General features: G+C 62.7%; 8 protein-coding genes. 3 read left to right on the top strand and 5 right to left on the bottom strand.

Annotated features, from left to right (window positions below):
- Nucleotides 1-11,850, top strand: coding sequence for a non-ribosomal peptide synthetase (locus BM110_RS14495; RefSeq protein ID WP_093513668.1), 11,850 nt, complete (start codon nucleotides 1-3; stop codon nucleotides 11,848-11,850).
- Nucleotides 11,851-12,008: 158 nt separating this feature from the next.
- On the opposite strand, the gene BM110_RS14490 is transcribed toward BM110_RS14495, so the two are convergent.
- Nucleotides 12,009-14,444, bottom strand: a complete 2,436-nt coding sequence (locus tag BM110_RS14490; RefSeq protein ID WP_093513667.1) for a TonB-dependent siderophore receptor — start codon at nucleotides 14,442-14,444, stop codon at nucleotides 12,009-12,011.
- Nucleotides 14,445-14,554: 110 nt separating this feature from the next.
- Nucleotides 14,555-16,207 carry a cyclic peptide export ABC transporter gene (locus BM110_RS14485; RefSeq protein ID WP_092245732.1) on the bottom strand — a complete coding sequence of 551 codons (1,653 nt, stop codon included), beginning with the start codon at nucleotides 16,205-16,207 and terminating at the stop codon, nucleotides 14,555-14,557.
- 202 nt (nucleotides 16,208-16,409) lie between these two features.
- Here BM110_RS14485 and BM110_RS14480 point away from each other — a divergent pair, with 202 nt between their 5' ends.
- Nucleotides 16,410-17,240: a formyl transferase gene (locus tag BM110_RS14480; protein ID WP_093513666.1), complete on the top strand. Its 831-nt coding sequence runs from the start codon at nucleotides 16,410-16,412 to the stop codon at nucleotides 17,238-17,240.
- A 109-nt stretch (nucleotides 17,241-17,349) separates the two neighbouring features.
- On the opposite strand, the gene BM110_RS14475 is transcribed toward BM110_RS14480, so the two are convergent.
- The 3 genes from BM110_RS14475 to pvdM are packed head-to-tail and all read right to left on the bottom strand — an operon-like array spanning nucleotide 17,350 to nucleotide 20,884.
- Nucleotides 17,350-18,210: a dihydropyoverdine dehydrogenase gene (locus BM110_RS14475; RefSeq protein ID WP_093513665.1), complete on the bottom strand. Its 861-nt coding sequence runs from the start codon at nucleotides 18,208-18,210 to the stop codon at nucleotides 17,350-17,352.
- Between the two features lie 34 nt (nucleotides 18,211-18,244).
- Nucleotides 18,245-19,516: a pyoverdine-tailoring periplasmic protein PvdN gene (locus BM110_RS14470; protein WP_093513664.1), complete on the bottom strand. Its 1,272-nt coding sequence runs from the start codon at nucleotides 19,514-19,516 to the stop codon at nucleotides 18,245-18,247.
- Nucleotides 19,517-19,534: 18 nt separating this feature from the next.
- Nucleotides 19,535-20,884, bottom strand: coding sequence for a pyoverdine-tailoring dipeptidase-like protein PvdM (gene pvdM, locus BM110_RS14465; RefSeq protein ID WP_093513663.1), 1,350 nt, complete (start codon nucleotides 20,882-20,884; stop codon nucleotides 19,535-19,537).
- A 142-nt stretch (nucleotides 20,885-21,026) separates the two neighbouring features.
- Between pvdM and BM110_RS14460 the strand changes: the two genes are divergently transcribed.
- Nucleotides 21,027-22,646: a pyoverdine maturation tyrosinase PvdP gene (locus tag BM110_RS14460; RefSeq protein ID WP_093513662.1), complete on the top strand. Its 1,620-nt coding sequence runs from the start codon at nucleotides 21,027-21,029 to the stop codon at nucleotides 22,644-22,646.
- Nucleotides 22,647-22,731 lie beyond the last annotated feature (85 nt).

Below are 22,731 nucleotides of genomic sequence, written 5' to 3'. Positions count from 1 at the left end.
ATGCTTTCCAACCCTAATATCGATCTGGTTTCGCGCTTTCTTCGCCTGCCTCTGGAACAGCGCCAGCAGTTTTACCAGCGCCTGCAAAGCCGGGGCATGAGCTTCGCCCAGCTGCCGATTGCCTCGATCCGTGAGGACGGCCAGAGTCTGCCGTTGTCCTACGCCCAGGAGCGCCAGTGGTTTCTCTGGCAACTGGACCCGGACAGCGCTACTTATCATATTCCCGGCGCACTGCGTCTGCAGGGCCGACTGGACCTGGCGGCCCTGCAACGCGCGTTCGACAGCCTGCTGGTCCGCCATGAAAGCCTGCGCACACGCCTGGTACAGGACGGCGAGCGCCTGCTGCAAAACGTAGCGCCCGAGGCGCGCATCGAGATACACCAGGACGTTTCCGACGAACACCAACTGATCGCGCGCATCGAAGCCGAGATAGCCCGGCCTTTCGATTTGCAGGCGGGGCCGTTGTTGCGCGTGACCTTGCTGCAACTGGCCGAAGACGAGCATGTGCTGGTGATGGTGCAGCACCACATCATTTCCGATGGCTGGTCGATGCAGGTCATGGTCGAGGAACTGGTGCAGTTCTACGCCGCGCACAGCCAAGGCCAGGAGGTGCAATTGCCGGGCTTGCCGATCCACTATGCCGACTACGCGCTGTGGCAGCGCAGCTGGATGGAAGCCGGGGAGAAGGCCCGTCAATTGGCCTACTGGCAGGACCTGTTGGGCGGTGAGCAACCGGTGCTGGAGTTGCCCCTCGACTATTCGCGCCCGGCGCAGCAAAGCCATCGCGGCGCCAGCTTTCAGGTGCATCTGCCGGCGGACCTGGTGGCTGGTATCAAGCGCCTGGCCCAGCAAGAGGGCGTGACCCCGTTCATGCTGTTGCTGGCCTCGTTCCAGACCCTGCTGTTTCGCTACAGCGGCCAGTCGGACATCCGCATCGGCGTGCCGAATGCCAACCGCAACCGCGTGGAAACCGAGCGGCTGATCGGCTTTTTCGTCAACACCCAAGTACTCAAGGCCGACCTCGACGGGCAGATGAGCTTCGCCGAACTGCTGCAACAGGCCAAGCGCCGCGCCCTGGAAGCCCAGGCGCACCAGGACTTGCCGTTTGAACAATTGGTGGTGGCGCTGCAACCTGAACGCAGTCTGAGCCATAACCCGCTGTTCCAAGTGATGTTCAACCACCAGACCGACGCCCAGGGCGGGCGCGATGACCAGCCATTGCCTGGCCTGCGGGTGGCGGAGCTGAATTGGGAGAGCCGGACCACGCATTTCGACCTGAGCCTGGACACCCATGAGTCCGGCAAGGGCCTCTGGGCGGCGCTGACCTACGCCACCGACCTGTTCAAAAGCGCAACCATCGAACGCTTGGCGCAGCATTGGCAGAACCTGCTCCAGGCGGCAGTGAGTGCACCACGCAGCCGTCTTTGCACGCTGTCGATGCTCGATGCACCCGAACAACAGCGGATGCTCAAGGACTGGAATGCCCCCGCCACCGTCGCCGCACCGCATGCCGTGCACCAGTTGTTCGAGGCGCAGGCCCGCGAACATCCGGCGCGCCAGGCACTGGCCTTGGATAAGCAAACGCTCAGCTACGGTGAACTGAACCGCCAGGCCAATCGCCTGGCGCACTACCTGATCGCCCAAGGCGTAGGCCCGGAAGTGCTGGTGGGGATCGCGGTCGAGCGCTCTTTTGCCATGGTGGTCAGCCTGTTGGCGGTGCTCAAGGCGGGTGGCGCCTACGTGCCGCTTGACCCTGAATACCCGCGTGAACGCCTGGTGCATATGCTCGACGACAGTGGTGTGCGACTGGTGTTGACCCAATCCCACCTGCGCGACCGCTTGCCATTGCCGGCCGATCTGACGGCGCTGGACATCGACCTGGCCGACGCGCAGTTGGCGCAGTGTGCCGAGCACAACCCGCCTACCGCGTTCGAGCCCCGCAGCCTGGCGTATGTCATCTACACCTCCGGCTCCACCGGCAAGCCAAAAGGCGTTGCCATCAGCCATGCGGCATTGAGCGAATTCGCCGGTATCGCGGCCGAGTATTCGCGCCTGGTCGCGGACGACCGCGTACTGCAGTTCGCGACCCTGAACTTCGATGGTTTTGTCGAGCAGCTGTACCCGGCCCTGACCCTGGGCGCGACGGTCGTGTTGCGCGGGCCGCAGTTGTGGGACGGCGCTGACCTGTACAGGCAGATTATCGACCAAGGCATCACCCTGGCCGACTTGCCCACCGCCTATTGGAAACTGTTCCTGCAGGATTGTCTGGCAGCGGGGCCACGGCCCTATGGCGCATTGCGGCAGGTGCATATCGGCGGCGAAGCGATGCCGCTGGACGGCCCGGTGTTGTGGCAGCGCGCGGGGCTGGGGCATGTACGGCTGCTCAATACGTATGGGCCGACCGAGGCCACGGTGGTATCCAGCGTGCTCGATTGCAGCGACGACAACGCCGTGATTGGCGCCACTGCCAGCCCGATTGGCCGCGCGTTGCCGGGGCGCGGTCTGTATGTGTTGGACCGTGACCTTAACCTGTTGCCGGTTGGCGCCGTGGGTGAGCTGTACATTGCCAGTGCCAGTGGCTTGGCCCGTGATTACCTGCAACGCCCGAGCCTGACCGCCGAACGTTTTGTCGCCGACCCGTTCAGCACCCTGGGTGAGCGTCTTTACCGCACCGGTGACCTGGCGCGTTATCGCGCCGACGGGGTGATCGAATACGTCGGTCGCGTCGATCATCAGGTCAAAATCCGCGGTTTCCGAATCGAGTTGGGTGAGATCGAAGCGCTGCTGTTGGCCCAGGAGGCGGTGCGCGAAGCCTTCCTGCTGGCGGCCGACAACCAGTTGGTGGCTTACCTTGTGCCAGCCCAGCCGTTGTCCGCCGCCGAGCATGCGGCAGCGGGCGAAACGCTCAAAGCCACCTTGAGTGAGCAACTGCCCGATTACATGGTGCCTGCGCACCTGATCTTTCTCGACCGCATGCCGTTGAACCCCAACGGCAAGCTTGACCGCCAGGCGCTGCCCAAACCCAATGGCAGCGCGGTGCAACAGACCTGGCAGGCACCGGTTACGCCACTGCAACAGCAGGTTGCGGCGATCTGGGCCGATATTCTTGGCGTCGAGCGTGTGGGCCTGACCCACCACTTCTTCGAACTGGGCGGGCATTCGCTGATGGCCATGCAAGTGGTCTCGCGCATTCGTCAGGCATTGAAGCTCGAAGTGCCGCTCAAATTACTGTTCGAAAAGCCGCGCCTGGAGGGGTTTGTCGCCGCACTGACCACCCAGGCCCCAGGCGCGCCGAACGCGCCCGCGCTGTTGCCGGTAGGGCGGGACCAGCCGTTGCCGCTGTCCTACGCCCAGGAGCGCCAATGGTTTTTATGGCAACTGGAGCCGCAAAGCGCCGCGTACCACATCCCCAGCGCCTTGCGTTTGAAAGGGCAGCTTGACCTGGGTGCCCTGCAACGCAGTTTCGATACCTTGCTGGCCCGGCATGAAAGCCTGCGCACCCATTTGCGCCAGGAGCGCGACCGCACGGTTCAAATCATTTCACCGCAGGTGTCGTTGCCGATAGCGCACGCCGAGGTGCAGGAAGCGCAGCTCAAGGCGCGGGTCGAGGCCGAAATAGCCCAACCCTTCAATCTGGAACAAGGGCCTTTGCTGCGGGTTTCGTTGCTGCGCATCGCCGCTGATGAACATGTATTGGTATTGGTGCAGCATCACATCGTGTCCGATGGCTGGTCGATGCAGCTGATGGTTGAAGAGCTGGTGCAACTGTATGCGGCCTACAGCCAGGGACAGGTGTTGCAATGGCCGGCGCTGCCGATTCAGTACGCCGACTACGCCGTATGGCAGCGCAACTGGATGGAGGCGGGCGAGAAGGCCCGTCAACTGGCGTATTGGCGCGACATGCTCGGCGGTGAGCAGAGCGTGTTGGCGTTGCCGTTCGACCACCCGCGTCCTGCTGTGCAAAGCCATCGTGGCGCGCGCCTGGCATTCGAACTGCCCGGCGCGTTGACTAAAAGCCTCAAGGCCTTGGCCAAGCAGCAGGACGTGACCTTGTTCATGCTGCTATTGGCCTCGTTCCAGACGTTGCTGCATCGCTACAGCGGCCAGGAAGAGATCCGTGTCGGTGTGCCGATCGCCAACCGCAATCGCAGCGAGACCGAGCGTCTGATCGGCTTCTTCGTCAACACCCAGGTGCTCAAGGCCGATCTCCACGGGCAGATGAGCGTCGTGCAACTGTTGCAACAGACCCGGCAACGGGCGCTGGACGCCCAGGCTCACCAGGACCTGCCCTTCGAACAACTGGTGGAAGCGCTGCAACCCGAGCGCAGCCTGAGCCACAACCCGTTGTTCCAAGTGATGTTCAACCACCAGACCGACGTGGGCCAGGCTCAGGTTCAGCAGCAACTGACGAATCTTTCGGTAGAAGGGCTGGAATGGGAAAGCAAGACGGCGCATTTCGACCTGGACCTGGATATCCAGGAATCCACCGAAGGTATCTGGGCCACGCTCGGCTATGCCCAGGACCTGTTTGAGGCGAGTACCGTGCAACGCATGGCGCGACACTGGCAGAACCTGTTGCAAGGTATGGTTGCCGACCCACGGCAGAATCTCAGCCAATTAAACCTGCTGGACAACGCCGAACGGCAACAGATTCTTCAACTGTGGAACCAGAGCGACGCCGGCTTCTCGGCCAAGCGCCTGGTGCACGAGTTGGTGGCCGACCGCGCCGGGGAAACCCCCGAGGCGGTGGCGGTGAAATTTGGCGAGCAACAGCTGACTTACGGCGAGCTGGACCGCCAGGCCAACCGCCTGGCCCATGCGTTGATCGCCCGTGGTGTCGGCCCCGAAGTGCGCGTCGCGATTGCGATGCCGCGCAGCGCCGAGATCATGGTGGCGTTCCTCGCGGTGATGAAAGCCGGTGGCGTCTACGTGCCGCTGGACATCGAATACCCGCGTGATCGCCTGCTGTACATGATGCAGGACAGCCGTGCCCGGTTGCTGCTGACCCACAGCAGTGCCTTGCAGCAACTGCCGATCCCCGACGGCCTTGATTGCCTGGCGATTGATCGTACCGAGGAGTGGGCAGGCTTCAGCGACACGGCGCCGCAGGTGAAACTGGACGGCGACAACCTCGCCTATGTGATCTATACATCCGGTTCCACGGGGCTGCCCAAGGGAGTGGCGGTATCTCACGGTCCACTGGTAGCCCATATCATCGCCACCGGCGAGCGTTATGAAACCTCGCCCGCCGATTGCGAACTGCACTTCATGTCGTTCGCCTTCGACGGGTCCCACGAAGGCTGGATGCACCCGCTGATCAACGGCGCGAGCGTGTTGATCCGCGATGACAGCCTGTGGCTGCCGGAGTACACCTACCAACAAATGCACCGTCACAACGTGACCATGGCGGTGTTCCCGCCGGTGTATCTGCAACAGTTGGCCGAGCATGCCGAGCGTGACGGCAACCCGCCGAAGGTGCGGGTGTACTGCTTCGGTGGCGATGCCGTGGCCCAGGCCAGCTATGACCTGGCGTGGCGCGCGCTCAAGCCGACTTATCTGTTCAACGGCTACGGCCCGACCGAAACCGTGGTCACGCCGTTGCTGTGGAAAGCGCGCAAGGACGATCCCTGTGGTGCCGTCTACGCGCCGATCGGCACACTGTTGGGCAACCGCAGCGGCTACGTGCTGGATGCGCAACTCAACCTGCAACCCATCGGTGTGGCCGGTGAGTTGTACCTGGGCGGCGAGGGCGTGGCCCGGGGTTACCTGGAGCGTCCGGCCCTGACCGCCGAACGCTTCGTACCGGACCCGTTCGGCAAGCCCGGCAGCCGGGTGTATCGCAGCGGCGACCTGACCCGTGGCCGCCCGGATGGCGTGGTGGATTACCTCGGCCGTGTCGACCATCAGGTGAAAATCCGTGGCTTCCGTATCGAGCTGGGCGAGATCGAAGCGCGCCTGCGCGAGCAGGACAGTGTCGGCGAAACCGTGGTGGTGGCCCAGGAAGGGCCGAGTGGCAAGCAACTGGTCGCCTATGTGGTGCCGCTGGACCCCTTGCTCGTCGACGACGCAGTGGCGCAGTCGACCTGCCGCGAAGCCTTGCGCCGCGCCCTGAAAACCCGTTTGCCGGACTATATGGTACCCACGCACCTGATGTTCCTTGAGCGCATGCCGCTGACGCCGAACGGCAAGCTCGACCGCAAGGGCCTGCCGCGCCCGGATGTCAGCCAGATGCAGCAGGTGTACGTGGCGCCACAGAGTGAGCTGGAGCAGAAGATCGCGGCGATCTGGTCCGACGTGCTGCGTCTGCCACGTGTCGGTTTGCACGATAACTTCTTCGAGTTGGGCGGTGACTCGATCATCTCGATCCAGGTGGTCAGCCGTGCCCGCCAGGCCGGTGTGCGCTTCACGCCCAAGGATCTGTTCCAGCACCAGACGGTCCAGAGCCTGGCGGCCGTGGCCCGGGAAGGCGAGGGCGCGGTGGTGATGGATCAGTCTGCATTGACCGGCGAGTTGTTGTTGCTGCCCGTCCAGCAGGCGTTTTTTGCCGATGACATTCCCCAGCGTCACCACTGGAACCAGTCGGTGGTGCTACAGCCACACCAGGCGTTGCAGGCGCCGCTGCTGGTGGCGGCGCTGCAGGCGTTGATCGTGCATCACGACGCCCTGCGCATCGGTTTCGTCCAGGGCGCGGCAGGCTGGAGCGCGGCGTATCGCGGGCCGCAGCAGCATCAGGCCGAGCAGGTCCTGTGGCAGACCACCTTGAATGCAGTCGAAGAGTTAGAGGCCCTGGGTGAGGAAGCCCAGCGCAGCCTCGACCTGAGCGAAGGGCCGCTGCTGCGAGCAGTGCTCGTCGACCTCGCCGACGGCTCCCAGCGCCTGCTGCTGGTGATTCATCACTTGGTGGTGGACGGTGTGTCCTGGCGCATCCTGCTGGAAGACCTGCAAACGGCTTACCGCCTGCTTGCCCAAGGTGCCACGGTCGTGTTGCCCGCCAAGACCAGTGCGACCCGTGCCTGGGCCGAGCGTCTGCAAACCTATGCACGCAGCGCCGCACTGGCGCAGGAACTGGCCTGGTGGCAGACGCAGTTGCAAGGCAGCCCTACCGGACTGCCGGGGGCCGATCCAAACGCCAGCTTGAGCAACCGGCATGCGCTGAGCGTGACCACCCATCTGGATCAGGCCTTCACGCGGCGTCTGTTGCAGGACGCCCCCAGTGCTTACCGCACCCAGATCAATGACCTGTTGCTGACTGCACTGGCTCGCGTCGTTGTGCGCTGGACCGGTGACGCGTCGATGTTGATCCGCCTGGAAGGCCATGGCCGTGAAGACCTGTTCGACGAGATCGACTTGACCCGTACCGTCGGCTGGTTCACCAGCCTCTACCCGGTGAAGCTGGTGCCGACCGATTCGTTGGGCGGCTCCCTCAAGCAGATCAAGGAGCAGCTGCGCGCGATTCCCGACAAGGGCCTGGGCTTTGGTGCCCTGCGTTACCTGGGGAATGCCGACGCTCAACAGGCCCTGAGTGAACTGCCGCGCCCACGCATCACCTTCAACTACCTGGGGCAATTCGATGGCAGTTTTGACGGCGGCGAACAAGAAGGCTTGTTCGTCCCCTCCGGTGATGGCAGTGGTTCCGAACAGAGTGCCGAGGCACCGCTGGGTAACTGGTTGGAAATCAACGGCCAGGTCTACGCCGGTGAATTGAAGTTGAACTGGAGCTTCAGCCAGCAGATGTTCGATGAAGCGACCGTACAACGCCTGGCGGATGACTACGCGACGGAACTCAAGGCGTTGATCGAGCACTGTGGTGTCAACCGGGGTGTCACGCCCTCGGACTTCCCGTTGGCGCGCTTGTCCCAGGCGCAACTGGACAGCTTGCCGGTGACGGTGGCTGATATCGAAGACGTTTACCCGCTGTCGCCGATGCAGCAAGGCATGTTGTTCCAATCGTTGTACGGCGAAGGCTCGGGTGACTACATCAACCAGATGCGCATTGATGTCGAGGGCCTGGATGTACCGCGCTTCCGCCAGGCCTGGCAGGCGGCGCTCGACAGCCATGAGATCCTGCGCAGCGGTTTTCTCTGGCAGACCGAGCTTGAGCAGCCGTTGCAGGTGGTCTACAAGCAGATGCAAATGCCGTTCGCCGAGCTGGACTGGCAAGGTCGTCCTGACAGCAGTGTGGCACTCGATAGCCTGGCCGAGTCGGCGCGGGCCCAGGGGTTTGTGCTGGAGCAGGCGCCGTTGCTGAGCCTGACGGTAGTCCGTACGGGGGCGTCCCGTTATCACTTGATCTACACCAACCACCACATATTGCTGGACGGCTGGAGTGGTTCGCAGTTGTTTGGCGAGGTGTTGCAGCATTACGCCGGTGAACCGCTACGTGCGCCCATCGGGCGTTACCGCGATTACATTGCCTGGCTGCAGGCGCAGGACAAGTCGGTCAGCGAGGCATTCTGGAAAGAGCAACTGCTCAACCTGCAAGAACCAACCCGCCTGGCCCGTGGCCTACAGGCTGCGCACAGCGAGGCGCTGGCCGTCAACGGCGAGCATCGTCTGAACCTCGACGCCAGCCAGACCGCTCAGCTCAAGGCCTTCGCCCAGCGCAATAAAGTCACCCTCAATACGCTGGTGCAAAGCGCCTGGCTGCTGCTGTTGCAGCATCACACCGGGCAGTCCACCGTGGCGTTCGGCGCCACCGTGGCAGGCCGTCCGGCGCAATTGCGCGGTATCGAACAACAGGTCGGTCTGTTCATCAACACCTTGCCCGTCGTGGCCACGCCGGATGCACAGATGACGGTCAGCCAGTGGCTGCAGCAGATCCAGGCGCAAAACGTGCGCTTGCGTGAGCAGGAGCATACGCCGCTGTTCGAGATCCAGCGTTGGGCCGGGCTGGGTGGCGAGGCGCTGTTCGACAGCATTCTGGTGTTTGAGAACTACCCGGTGTCCGAAGCGCTGGAGCAGGGCGCACCTTCGGGGCTCACGTTTGGCGCCGTCCACAGCCTGGAGCAAACCCACTATCCGTTGACGGTCTTGCTGGGCATCGGTGACACCTTGGGCCTGGAGTTCAATTACGACCGCCAGGCATTCAGCGCGGCGCATATCGAACGGTTGGCCGAGCACTTCCAGCAGGTGTTGCAGGCATTGGCAGTGGATGGCGCCCAGCGTCTGGCAACGTTGCCTTCGCTGGCCCGTTCCGAGCGCGAAACGGTCCTGCATGCCTGGAATGACACGGCCACGGACTACCCGCTGCACCTTCCGGTGCATCAGTTGATCGAAGCCCAGGTGGTGCGCACGCCGGACGCACCGGCGCTGGTATTTGCCGGGCAGGTATTGAGTTACGCCGCGCTTAACCGCCGGGCAAACCGCCTGGCGCATCGCCTGATGGCGGCCGGCGTGGGGCCGGATGTCCTCGTGGGGCTGGCGGTTGAGCGTTCGATTGAAATGGTCGTTGGCCTGCTGGCGGTACTCAAGGCAGGTGGCGCTTATGTGCCGCTGGACCCGGAATACCCCCGCGATCGATTGGCCTACATGCTGCAAGACAGCGACGTGAAGCTGTTGTTGACCCAGGCGCATTTGCTGGAGCAACTGCCGATTCCAGCGGGCTTGCACAGCCTGGTGCTGGAGCAGGGCGATGAGGGGTTGCAGGCCTACGCCGAGCGGAATCCGCAGGTCGCCGTCGATGGCGAAAACCTTGCCTATGTGATCTACACCTCGGGCTCCACCGGCCAACCCAAAGGTGCGGGTAACCGCCATTCGGCGCTGACCAACCGGCTGTGCTGGATGCAGCAGGCGTATGGCCTGGACGGCAGTGATACGGTCTTGCAGAAGACGCCGTTCAGTTTCGACGTGTCGGTGTGGGAGTTCTTCTGGCCGCTGATGACCGGTGCGCGCCTGGTGGTGGCCGCGCCGGGCGACCATCGTGACCCGGCCAGGCTGGTGAGCCTGATCAACGCCGAGCAAGTCACTACGTTGCACTTTGTGCCATCCATGCTCCAGGCCTTCTTGCAGGATGCCGGCGTCGGCGCCTGTCACAGCCTGCAGCGCATTGTGTGCAGCGGTGAAGCGCTGCCGGTGGATGCTCAGCAACAGGTGTTCGCCAAACTGCCGCGTGCCGGGTTGTACAACCTGTATGGGCCGACCGAAGCGGCAATCGACGTGACGCACTGGACCTGCGTCGACGAAGGGGGTGACGCCGTGCCGATTGGTCGGCCGATCGCCAACCTGGGCTGCTACGTGTTGGACGGCAACTTGGAACCGGCACCCGTTGGCGTGTTGGGTGAACTCTATCTCGGCGGCGTCGGCCTGGCGCGCGGTTATCACCGTCGGCCGGCGCTGACCGCCGAACGCTTTGTGACCGATCCGTTCGGCAGTGGCACCCGTTTGTATCGCACCGGGGACCTGGCGCGTTATCGCGACGATGGGGTGATCGAGTACGCCGGGCGCATCGATCACCAGGTCAAGCTGCGTGGCTTGCGCATCGAATTGGGTGAAATCGAGGCCCGCCTGCTGGAGCACGCGTGTGTGCGTGAAGCGGCGGTGCTCGCCGTGGACGGCACGCATCTGGTGGGCTACCTGGTGCTGCAGGCGCCGAGCGAGGATTGGAAAGCACAGGTGGCGATGCACCTGGCGGCGCAGTTGCCGGACTACATGGTACCGGCGCAGTGGGTGGTGTTGACACAGATGCCGCTGAGCCCCAATGGCAAGCTGGATCGCAAGGCGTTGCCTAAACCGGAGGCGCAAGGCGCGGACGCTTATCAGGCCCCGCAAAGCGCCGTCGAGCAGCAAGTCGCGGCGATCTGGCGTGATGTCCTCGGTGTCGAGCGCGTAGGGCTGAACGACAACTTCTTCGAGTTGGGCGGTCACTCCTTGCTGGTGCTGATGCTCAAGGAGCGTATCCGTAAAGTCATCGGTGTCGGCTTATCCGTCAGCCAGTTGATGCTTAACCCGACGGTACGCAGCCAGGTCAACTGCTTGAAGGGCGACGCGCGCAGCTCGTTGATCGTCAAGCTCAACAGCCAGACCGAAGGCACACCGTTGTTCATGTTCCACCCAAGCTTCGGTTCGGTGCATTGCTACACTGCGATTGCCCTCGCGCTCCGGGAGCTGCGTCCGGTGTTCGGGGTGATTTGCCGTGCATTGGCCGAAGACGGTGCAGCGGTGCCCCAATGGCAAGCCATGGTCGAGGATTACGCCGAGCAACTCCTGTTGGCCCAGCCCCAGGGCCCCTTCCGCCTGGCAGGCTGGTCGTTGGGTGGCAACCTGGCGATGGAAGTCGCCTACGTGCTGGAGCAAGCGGGACGCGACGTCGAGTTTGTCGGCTGGATCGACTCCGCGCCGCCGCAGTGGCTCACGCCCTATTGGCAGGCGGTCGTCACCGAGGATGACCGTGAAGTCTCGGCGAACGAGCGGCGTGCGGCGTTGTTGGGCGTGATGTTCCCGGCGTTTGCCGAGCGGATTCAGGCGGCCTGGCAGCAATGTCAGCGCGATGCCCAAGACGAAGATGGGCAATGGCAAGGGTTTATCGCCTGGGCCGAGCAGACCCTGGGCGACACCTTTACCGGTATCAAGAACGAGTTGCTGCGTGGCAATGAGGCGCAGATTTCCTGGGAGGTCGACCGCGCGCTCAGTGAGCGTCTGTCGGCGGCGGACTTCAAGCCGATCAAGGCCCCGGTCAGTTGCTGGTGGGCGTCCATGAGCCGCGCCGGGCAGTTCAAGGAGCTGATCGAGCAGCACATGGCAAGCACCCTTGTTCAGGGGCGGATCGAGCGTTCAGTGGTGATCGAGACTGATCACGACGGGATCATCGACAGTGCCGAGTTCATTCGTAGCCTGGTGGCCGCCATGGAATAACACCTCAAGTGATGAACACTGAACCTGTGTCGAGGGGGCAAGCTCTCTCGCCACAGGGGACTCGCCACAGGGGAGGGCGGGGCACAAAAAAGCCCGATGAAAGCAGCGCTTCCATCGGGCTTTTGGTTGATCGCCGCCAGGGCGATCAAGGCATCACATCAGAAGTCCCAGCGGGTGCTGAACATCACGTTGCGCGGCTCGCCATAAGCGGCCGAGTTATAGAAGCCCACGTTGGTGTAGTAGGACTTGTCGAAGATGTTGTTGAAGTTGACAGTCGCCGAGAGGTTCTTGGTGACCTGGTAGCGGGTCATCAAGTCCACCAGCCAATAGGACTCCTGGGTGATGTCCTGGTTGGTGTTGAGCGGCGAGTTGTAGATTTCATTCCAACCCTTGCTCTGCCAGCGCAGGCCGCCACCGATGGTGAACTTGTCGAGGTCGCCCTTGAGTTTGTAAGTGGTGTTCAGGTTGACCTGGTGCTCAGGTTCGAAGGTGGAGATCTTCTTGTCGTCTGCGTCCCGCACGATCTTGTGGGTGTAACCGCCTTGTACTTGCCAGCCGGGCGCCAGCTCACCTGAGATTTCTGCTTCGTAACCCTTGGTGACGGCCTTGGAGCTCTTGAACGCATAGTTTTGCGGGGAAGGAGTCTGGTTGTTATAGGCATCGTCCGGGATGGCACGGTTGTCTTCATGCACTTCGAAGTAGGCAATGCTGGTGTTCAAGCGACCGTCGAGAAACTCGCCCTTCAGGCCCAGCTCGTAGTTTTGGCCTTCGTCTGGTTCCAGCAACGTCTGGTTGCGGTCTTTGTACGTGCTTTCCTGGGGTTGGAAGATATCGGTGTAGCTGGTGTACACCGAGAGATTGTCGTTCAGGTCGTAGATCACGCCGGCATACGGCACGAACCGGCCGGTTTCCTTGTAGGAAGGGTTGATACCGGTGACGTGGTAGTTGGCGACGCGCCCACCGAGGATCACGTGCAGGTCATCCATCACGTTCAAGCGTGTGGTCACGTAGTAGCCGGTCTGGCGGATGGTATCGTCGATGTATTGCTGGACAGGGCCGTAGATCGGCTTGGCAATGTGGCCATTCCAGTTATAGAAATCGACTTTGTTGCCGCCTGGCCATTCCGGCGACCAGTACCCCTTGCCTTGCCAGCGCGACGTGCCGATCGAGCCGCCCACCACCAGTTCATGTTCGCGGCCAAACAGGCTGAAAGGCCCGGTGGCGTAGAGGTCGGCGGAGGTGCTTTTGGTTTCGCCGGTGTATTTCTGACCGTTGACCTCGGCGGTGCCATCGGCTGCCGGCTGGACAAACTGGATCGAACCGAGGTCGGCATGGTAGCTGTTGATCTTGTGGTCGAGCTGGAATTTGGTGACCCAGCCGTCACCCATATCATGCTCAAGCATGGCAAAGGCGGTGCGGGTGTTCTGTTCCCAGGAGCTCCAGGTGGCGCCGTTGTTGTAGGAGCGTGGCATCTTGTTGATGCTGCCGTTGGAGTTGACCAACGGGAACGAACCGGACCAGCTGGAGCCTTTCGGAATATTGTCCTGATAGTCGAAGCCGACGGTCAACATGGTGTCGGGGGACAGGTCGAACTCGGTAATGCCGTAGTAGGTTTCGGTCTTGCGCGAGTAGTGGTCCATGAAGGATTTTTTGTCCTGGTACGCCGCCACTGCACGGCCCCGGACATTACCGCTGTCGGTCAACGGGCCGCTCACATCCACTTCGCTGCGATAGTTGTCCCAGGAGCCGGCGCCCAGTTGCACATGGCCCTTGAACTCCGACGTCGGCTTCTTGCGGATCAAGTTGATGGTCGCGCCCAGGGAGCCGGCGCCGTTGAGCAGGCCGGTGGCACCCTTGAGCACTTCGACGCGGTCATAGATCGCCATGTCGCTGAGGGTATTCCCGGCCGAGTAGCCGACGTTGCGCACGGTGGACGGAATACCGTCGTACTGGAAACTGTTGACCGAGAACCCCCGCGAGTAATAGTTGGTACGGTCGGTGTCATAGGCCGATACGGTGATGCCAGGCGTGTGGCGCATCACGTCATCGACGTTGTTGAGGCCGAAGTCCTCGATATGTTGGCGGGTAATCACCGTGATCGACTGCGGGGTTTCCCGCGGGGTCAGGGTCAGCCGCGTGGCCGTGGCAATGGTGCCCGGCGTGTAGGAGCCGGAGCCCTCGGTGATGTTGCCCAGCACGTTGCCGGTCACTTGGGTCGGACTCAACTCCAGCCCGGCGGACGCGCCGGCGGCGGTAACAGTCAGCGCGTTGCCACTGAGGCTGTGAGTGGTCGAAGTGCCTGCCAGCAAGGTGTTGATCGCCTGCTGCGGATCCAGTTTACCTTTGATCGCCGTGCTGTTTTTTCCCGCCACGTCGGTCGGGCTGTACAGCACCTGCAGGTTGGCCTGGCGGCCGAATTCCTGCAGTGCACTCCCCAGTGCCTGTGCTGGAATATCCAACTCGATCTCCTGTGCCTGCACATAGCCGGCAACCGGCAGCGATACCGCTAGGGTAAGCGCTCTCGGCAGAAGGTTGATGTTCAGGGCCCTGGTTAGCGCTTTGCTCAGTGGGCTGAGACCGAGTCGTGCTGACATGGATGGTTTCTCTTCTATGTTTTAAGTGGGCAAATTCTGATGTTTATTGAGGTTAGTTCTCATTACCACTAGTGAGACGTTCCTACCTCGGAAAACCGGAAAAGAAAATTTCATGCAGGCTCCATTTCATGCACTACCTGGCCGGCGCGCAGCCGTACCAGTTGATCGGCGATGTGGAAATAGCGGTCGTCATGGCTGATCACGATGATGGTTTTGCCCAGGCGCTTGAGGTCCGGCAGCAGCTCGGTATAGAAAATCCGGCGGAAGGCCGGGTCCTGGTCGGCGGCCCATTCGTCGAACACCAGCACCGGGCGTTCTTCCAGCCAGGCGTTGACCAGTGCCAGGCGCTTGCGCTGGCCGGTGGACAGGTCGGTGGTGCTGAACACACCGTCCTTGACGCTGACCTTGTGCGCGATCTCCAGGCGTTCCAGGTATTTAGTGGCGCTGTCCAGTGACTGGGTGGCGCTGCCCTGGACCAGGTCGTCGAACAGGTAGTAGTCGGCGAATACCGTGGTGAACAATTGGCGATAGTCATCGCGCTCGGGGTCGGTCACGGCCTCGCCGTTGAGCAGGATTTCGCCGGACTGCGGCGGGTAGAGCCCCAGCAGCAATTTGATCAGCGTGGTCTTGCCACTGCCGTTTTCGCCGACGATAAATACGATGTCGCCTTGGGCAATGCTCAGGTTGATCAGCCCCAGGTGAAACGGCTCGCTGCCTTCCACGGCCGGAGGGCTGTAGCTTACGTTTCGCAGCTCAAGGCTGTTGACGATCGGTGTCGGCGCCTCGCTGTCATCCATCAGCAGGTGCGGTTCAGGAGAGGAGAAGCGCTCCGACAACTCGCTGATACGCCCGAAGGCAATCTTCGCCTTGCCCACCACGGGCAGGTAACCCAGCAGGTGTTCCAGCGGGCCTTTCATGTACAACAGCACCAGCACGAAACCGGTAATCACGGTCGGGTCCGGGTTCGGGTTATAGGCCTGCATCGCCAGGGCCAAGCCGATGACCACGAAGAACAGCATTGAGCCGAAGGTCTTGGCGAGGATGTAGATGTTGACCGAACGCACCTGAATATCGCTGATGCGGTCCGCCGTTTCCTGGATACGGTGGGTGTTCATGCGAAAGCGCCGTGGCCGATGCATGCGCAGTTCCTTGGCGCCGGACGCGATGGCGTTGTAATAACGCTGCAATTCGTCTTCATGGCTGCGTGCGAGGTCGAAGCCTTGGATACCTTTGCCGCCGGCGATGAACTGCACGGCGCTGCCAATCACGATGGCGACGACCATCATCAGGAACATCGGCACCGACAGGTACGCCAGGTAGCCCAGGCAGCCCAGCGTCACCGTGGCGGCAATGGCCAAGGGCGTGAACGCGAAGGAGAAGTCGCTGATGGTGTCGACATCGTGGGTAAGCACCGGGATCAGTCGGTGGGAGCGGTAGCGCTCGATTTGCCCGATGGGCGCCGACAGCACCTTTTCACCCAGCTCTTTGCGCAGGGCGGCAATGATCCGTTGGCCGACGTAGTTGGTGCCGATGTCGGAAATGATCGAGCTGACCAGCGCCAGCACGCACAAGGCTGCAAAAGTCAGGATCACGCCCTGGGTCATGCCTTGTGGCGAGTGCAGGGCATTATTGATCGTCGCCAGCAACAACGTGATGGCCAGGCCGCCGGCCATGCCCAGGGCGACGGAGACGGTCACGATGGTGCGAAAAGGCCTGAGCAATGCGAGCAAACCTTTGAAGGCGCCGCGCTTGGGGTCGGTCATAAATACTTCCCGGAAAGTGAACAAGAGGGGGCTGGGCACACAGACCCTTACCCATGACAAACGAAAGATTGGCGCGACTATTTAGCGCGGCGCGCCCGGCGGTGGCGCGCGGATGGATAAATTAGGCGGGGCCTGGTTCGTTCTTGTGGAGTAGCCGCACGCGTTTTGGCGCGTGCCTGATCTATCCAGCGAGAGCGAAACAATGACGAAAAGGAATCTGGTGTACGTGTGGTCACTGCGCAATGCCGCCGCCGACAAGGCCGGGCAGCCAGTGGCCTACAAGGACCACGAACGCTACATGATGTCGGTGCTGGAATCCCTGGCAGGGGCGCTGAACGACACGCCGCTGGGCGAGGCCTACAACCTGGTGGGCGTGGTGTACGACGATGACGCGCAGAATCCGCGTGACCAGCAACTCGTCCGCGACTACGGCTTTGCCTACCAGCCGGGCCGCCAATGGCTGTACCCGGCCGACCTGCGCGTGCAGGGGCGGCTGGTCAATGACCTGCTGCTGAGTGTGCCGTCCACCTACCGGCGCTTGCCACGGGGCAGCGCAGAACACATTGCCGGCAAGCAGGACTTCGAGCGCCGCCTGCACGACACGCTGGTGGAATTGAAGGCGGACATCGTGGTGCTCGACGGCCTGCTGGTGATCCTGGATGAACTGGTGCGCCCTGGCGCGCCGTTTGCCGGCCGCATCATGAACATCCATCCCGGCATTACCCGCATCGAATCGCCGTACGAGCGCCGTGGCGCCTATGCCACCTGGAACGCGCTGTACGGCGCACGGGGGCTGACGGTCACGGATTGGTCGACCAAGGCCACCACGCCATCCGAGCCGCTGTACCTCACCGGTGCCTCGTTCCACTACGTGGACAACGGCATAGATTCGGGTGAAGTGTTCCACGACGTGCTCAAGACCGAGATCGCGCCGGACGACACCATCCTTGAGTTGCGCTGGAACAACTTCAACAACAGCCTGTTCCCGGCGTTGCATGAAGGGTTGGCGTTGTTGGCGCAGAAGGCAACCTAAAGCAGGCACGGATAAACATGTGGGAGGGGGCTTGCCCCCGATGGCGGTAGTGACTGATACACCGCCATCGGGGTGCAAGCCCCCTCCCACAAATGGATTTCCAGTGCGGTTAGAGGTCGCGCACCACGCGAAACCCAATCCAATCCCCCCGCGTCTGCGGGTAGATGTTGTTGCGGTTGCCCGAGCGCGAAAACACCGGCGCCTCGCCCCAGTCATTGCCGCGAATCATGTAGCCCTCGCAGTTCGGCTCCATCCACGCACTGCCGTCGGTGGGCGCGCCGATGTAGTTGGGGTGTTCGCAGTCGGCCACGCGCTCGTAGACGTTGCCATGCATGTCGTACATGCCGAAGGCATTCGGCGGGTAGCTGCCCACCGGCGATGAATAGCTGTAGCCATCGGCCGGACCATAGGTGTTGGCGTGCTTGGCGATGCTGTAGCCCTTGCCCTCATCGAACGGGAAGGGGAACGGTCCGGTGGAGCCGGCGCGCGCGGCGTATTCACGTTGGGCTTCGCTGACCATGTGGTACTGCTGGCCGGTTTTCTTCGACAGCCAGGCCACGTACTGCTTGATATCGTCCATGTCCATGCACACTGCCGGCTGGCGCGGGCCCTGGGGGTAGCGCGGCTTGCTGGCGATGCATTCGCGGCCGGGGCGGGTATCGCCGTCGGCGATCTTCACGCCGGTCTGGCGGATATAGCTGTCCCACTCGCCGGCGGTGATGTGGAAGCGGCTCATGGCGAACGGCTTGGCGAAGGTCACCTCGTGCATCGGGCCTTCATCCGGCTCGCGGCCGACTTCATCCTCGGGGGTGCCCATGGTAAAGGTGCCAGCCGGCAGCACCACCATCTCCGGGCAGTCCTTGCAGTCCTTGAACACTTTGCCAGGTTGCGGCGTGGCGGCGTGGGCCGGGTTGGGCAGCAAGGCGCCGCACAGGGCGGTGAGTGCCAGTGCCGTGAGGGGTTTGTTCATGGGGGCCTCTCATTCAAAGTGGAAAAGCGGTGCGTTACACCCGTTGGCCCAGCACCGTCATGAAGCGCTGGATCTCATCGGAGGAATTAAGCAGGCCGGGCGAGGTGCGGATCACCGGGCCGACATCACGGTCCACCGCGTCGATCACCACGCGGTTTTTCATCATGTAGGCGGCCACGGCATCGCTGTCCTGGCCCTTGACCCGGAAGAAGGTGAAGCCGGCCGACAGCTCGGGACTGCGTGGGGTGACCAGTTCGATCTGCGGATGCGCCAGCAGGTGGTCTTTCAGTTCGGTATTCAGGGCGTGGATGCGCGCCTGCACCTGCGCCTTGCCCAGTTGCAGATGCAGCTTGAAGGCCTCATCCGCCGCCCAGCGATGCTCGAAGGCGTGAAAGCCGCCCGGGGTCATGGTGGTGGCGAAGTCCTGGTCTTCGGAGAAGGTCGGCACCATCGGGGTTACGTACTGGTTTTGCGGGTCGCGGGCGCACACCAGTCCGGTGCCTCGCGGGCCGAACATCCACTTGTGGGTGCCGGCGATGAAAAAGTCGCAGTGCATGTCCGGGAAGTCGAGGTTTTCCACGCCGAAACCGTGCACACCGTCCACCACATAGAGCATGCGGTCCCTGTCGTCTCGGTTGCGGTTGTGTTCTTCCACCAGCTTGCCGATCTCGCTGATGGGCAGTTTCACGCCGCTGCCGGACTGCACCCAGGTCATGCCGAGCACGCGGGTGTTGGGGCGGATATTGCGCTGGATATTGCCCAGCACCTCGTCGACGGACACGCGATTGGCGTTTTCAAACAAGCGAATCTTGCGGACCTGGGTCTGCTCCTTGCGCACCCGGAAGTCCAGGCTGAACTCGGTGGCGTAGTGTTCGTGGACGGTAGTGAGGATCTCCTGGTCGGGTCGTACCTTGATTCCGCCATAAATCATCGCCAGCCCCTCGGAGGTGCTGCCGGTGAGGGCGATCTGCGCCGGCGTGGCCTTCAGGTAGCGGCCGGCCCACTCGCGTACCTGGCCTTCACGCTTCCAGGTTTCCTGTAGGCCCCAGTCCATGGCCAGGCCTGGGTTGCGGTCGATCTGTGCGCGATAGCGCTGGATGGCTTCGCGTACCGGCTTGGGGTGCGTGGCCACCAGGAAGTTGGAAAAGTGCAGGTAGTCCGGGTCCTGGTTGAACAGTTGCTTGAAACCCGTCCATGGGTCATTCGATGCAGGGGCGGCGATGGCCTGGGGCAGCAGGGCGGCGCCCAGTGGCAGGCTGGCGGCAAACACCCCGGCCTGCTTGAGGAACGTACGGCGGTCGGTCATGGACTGGCTTCTGGATGATTAACGGTTGGCCAACGGCTTGGCGGCTTTTTGTACCTGGTCCCACACCCGCAGGAAGTTGCCGCCCCACAGCTTGGCGATATCGGCTTCGGAGTAACCGCGCTGGATCAGTTCGGCGGTGACGTTGCGGATTTCACCGACGTTGTTCCAGCCCTGCACGCCGCCGCCGTCGTTGAAGTCGGAGGCGAGGCCGACATGGTCGATGCCGATCTTGCGCACGGTGTAGTCGATGGCGTCCCCCAGGTCCTTGAGGGTGGCCTTGGGTTCTTCATCGAGGATGCCGTACAGCGCGCTGGCGTATTCGCCGAATTTGTGTTCCGGCCAGGCGGCGATGATCGCGTCGCCCGGCATCAAGGCCACGGCCAGGTTGGGCAGGGGCGGCAGGTCGAAGCGCGCACGCAGGGCGTTGAGCTTGTCCCGGGTCGGCTGGCTCAGCGGGCGCAGGTAGGCGGAGAAACCCACGATCTGCACCACGCCGCCACTCTGCTTGATCAGTTGCAGCTCTTTGTCGCTCAGGTTGCGCGGGATATCCACCGACGCGCGCGGCGCCGAGTGGGACGCCACCATCGGCGTGCGGCTCAACTGCGCGACCTGCTCCAGGGCCTTGGTCGACATCTGCGATACATCGATGATCACCCCCAGGTCATTGAGGCGGTGCACCGCTTGTTTGCCGATGTCCGACAAACCGTCGAGAGCGTCGGTGGAGTCATTGAAAAACGGCAGCGGGCGCGACGAGTCCGACCAGGCGTTGTTGCCCACATAGCTGAAGCCGAACATGCGCATGCCGCGCGCCGCCCACAGGTCCAGCAGGTTCAGGTCGTTGCCCAGCGGGTAGGCGTTGAGCATGCTGATGAAGATCGCGAACTTGCCTTCGCCATGCAGGCGCCGGAAATCATCCGGGGTGTAGGCGATGGCGACCTGGTTGGGGTAGTCGCGCACCATGCCGCTGATGATCTTGTAGCGCACTTCCTGCTCGTTGCGGGCTGCTTCGACAAAACCATCGGTGGGCTTGTGCGGGGCATTGGGGCCGTTCCAGATTTCCGGCCAGCCGAAAATCGTCAGTGCCGCACCGGACAGGCGCCCGCGTGCCGCCTTGGCCAGGTCGAACTGGCCGCTGCCGTCCTTGTCCGCCTCGTTGCCGGCGGTGCCGAAATCGATGGGCACGGTGATATGGCTGTCGAACGACAACAGCCGGTCCTGCATTTCATTGGCCTGCTTGATCACCTCCAGCGGGTAACCGGCATTGCCCTTGAACCAGTGATCCCAGACCAGGAAACCGGCCCCGGCACCGATGGCCAGTGCCAACGGCAAGCCGATATACAGCGCCTTTTTCGAACGTGGTTTTGTCATTGCCATCTCAGTCAGTTGAGGCCTTCGCTATCAGGGAGGAACGAGTGATGGGCGGGGAAATTTAGGCGGGCAGGGCGCGCCGGTAAATTTCCCCGGCGTGCAAACGTTCTAGCTCTGATAAAGCCGTTTCCTAAGGTAGACAATGACCATCTCTCGACGTGGGTTCATCGCAGGCCTGGCGCTGACCGGCGCCGCTGTGCCGGCCGCCTTCTATGCCCATCGCGAGTTGACGCGCGAAGAAGAATTGCCCATCACTCCCGGCGAAGCCACGGTGGACCTGGCCGACACCGCCGGCCAGCACCTGGCGAACATGCTGCGTGGGGTGTGGAGCCTGCGCCTGGAAGGCCGCGACGCCGGCCTCAAGGGCCTGCCGTTGGAAGGTCTGGAGCTGCTGCTCGACATCGCCCCGCGTGGACGTGGCTTGCGAGGGTACCTGGACACCGCTGGCAACCTGCGCGCCGAGGGCGAGCCGCGTTACCGCGTGCTGGGTGATCTGCTGACAGGCGAGAGCGCCGTGCTCTACTGGCGCCTGATCGACCGCGACTCGATTGACGGCGCCCCGGCCTATGAATTCAAGATGACCCTTGACGAGGTCTGGGCGGATTTTGCCAATGCCGGCAGCAGCACGCTCAGCGGGCAGATCCTTGACCTTGCTCGGCCATTGGCGCTGGTCGAGCGCGACAACCGCTTCATCGCCCGCAAACAGTGGTTCCCCGAGGCGCGGCAACGCATCGGCCTCAACCCGACCCTGCTGGCCTGGCTGATTTCCCCCGAACACCGTCTGTTCCACCAACTGTGGCACGCTACCCGTGACCAGTGGCACAAACTCTCCGAAGAAAAGCGCGACGCCCTGCGCGGCATCGGCTGGCAACCCGGGCCACGGGGCCAGGAACGCGACGCCCGGGGCAAGCGCAAGGACCGCAACGGCTCGGGCATCGATTTCTTCTTCATGCACCGCCACATGCTCGGCACCGCGCGCTCCATGCAGGACCTGCCCTCATGGCCGCAATTCCCCGAGCCGCAACCGGCCCTGGAGCGTGATCGCCTGGGCTTTCTGCGCTATTTCGACAACCACGACGGCTTTGCGCTGCCGCCGACCTGGTCGGCGCCGGACGACAGCGACTACACCCAGTGGGTCAGCGACATCAAGAGCGCTGAGACCTACCACAGCAACTTCCAGGTGTGGGAGTCGCAGTACCGCGACCCACGCTACCTGGCCAGATTCACCCTGGGGCAGCTCGGTTCCGAAATGGAGCTGGGCCTGCACGACTGGCTGCACATGCGCTGGGCCTCGGTGCCCCGCGACCCGTCCAACGGTGCGCCGGTGCCCATGGCCCGTGACCCCTCCGACTTTGCTGCGCGCTGGTACGCGGCGGAAAACGATTTCCTCGGCGATCCGTTTTCCTCCCACGTCAACCCGGTGTTCTGGCACTTCCACGGCTGGATCGACGACCGCATCGAAGACTGGTTTCGCGCCCATGAGCGTTTCAATCCAGGGGAAGTCCGCCGCATGGAAGTCAACGGCGTAGCCTGGTTCGCGCCGGGCCGCTGGGTGGAAGTCGGCGATCCCTGGCTGGGCCCGGATACCCATGGCTGCAGCACCACGCCGGGGTTGCAGATGGGGCGTTCGATGGAGATGGATCCGGAGACCATGAAGCTGGCGTTGCGCATCACTTTCGGTGAAGACGAGAACATGCTGCAGGGGCTGTTCAAGCGGGTGCCGAGACGACCGTGGTATGCCCGTCACCTGAAACTTGCCTGAAGCTGGAGTGAGCAGGCTTGCTGTGGTGAATGGGGCTGTTGTGGTGAGCAGGCTCGCCACAGCAAGCTAAATTGAACCAACCCCC

This window comes from Pseudomonas sp. NFPP28, from assembly GCF_900115535.1.
Classification (GTDB): domain Bacteria; phylum Pseudomonadota; class Gammaproteobacteria; order Pseudomonadales; family Pseudomonadaceae; genus Aquipseudomonas; species Aquipseudomonas extremorientalis.
This window is presented reverse-complemented; position numbering and strand designations above follow the sequence as displayed.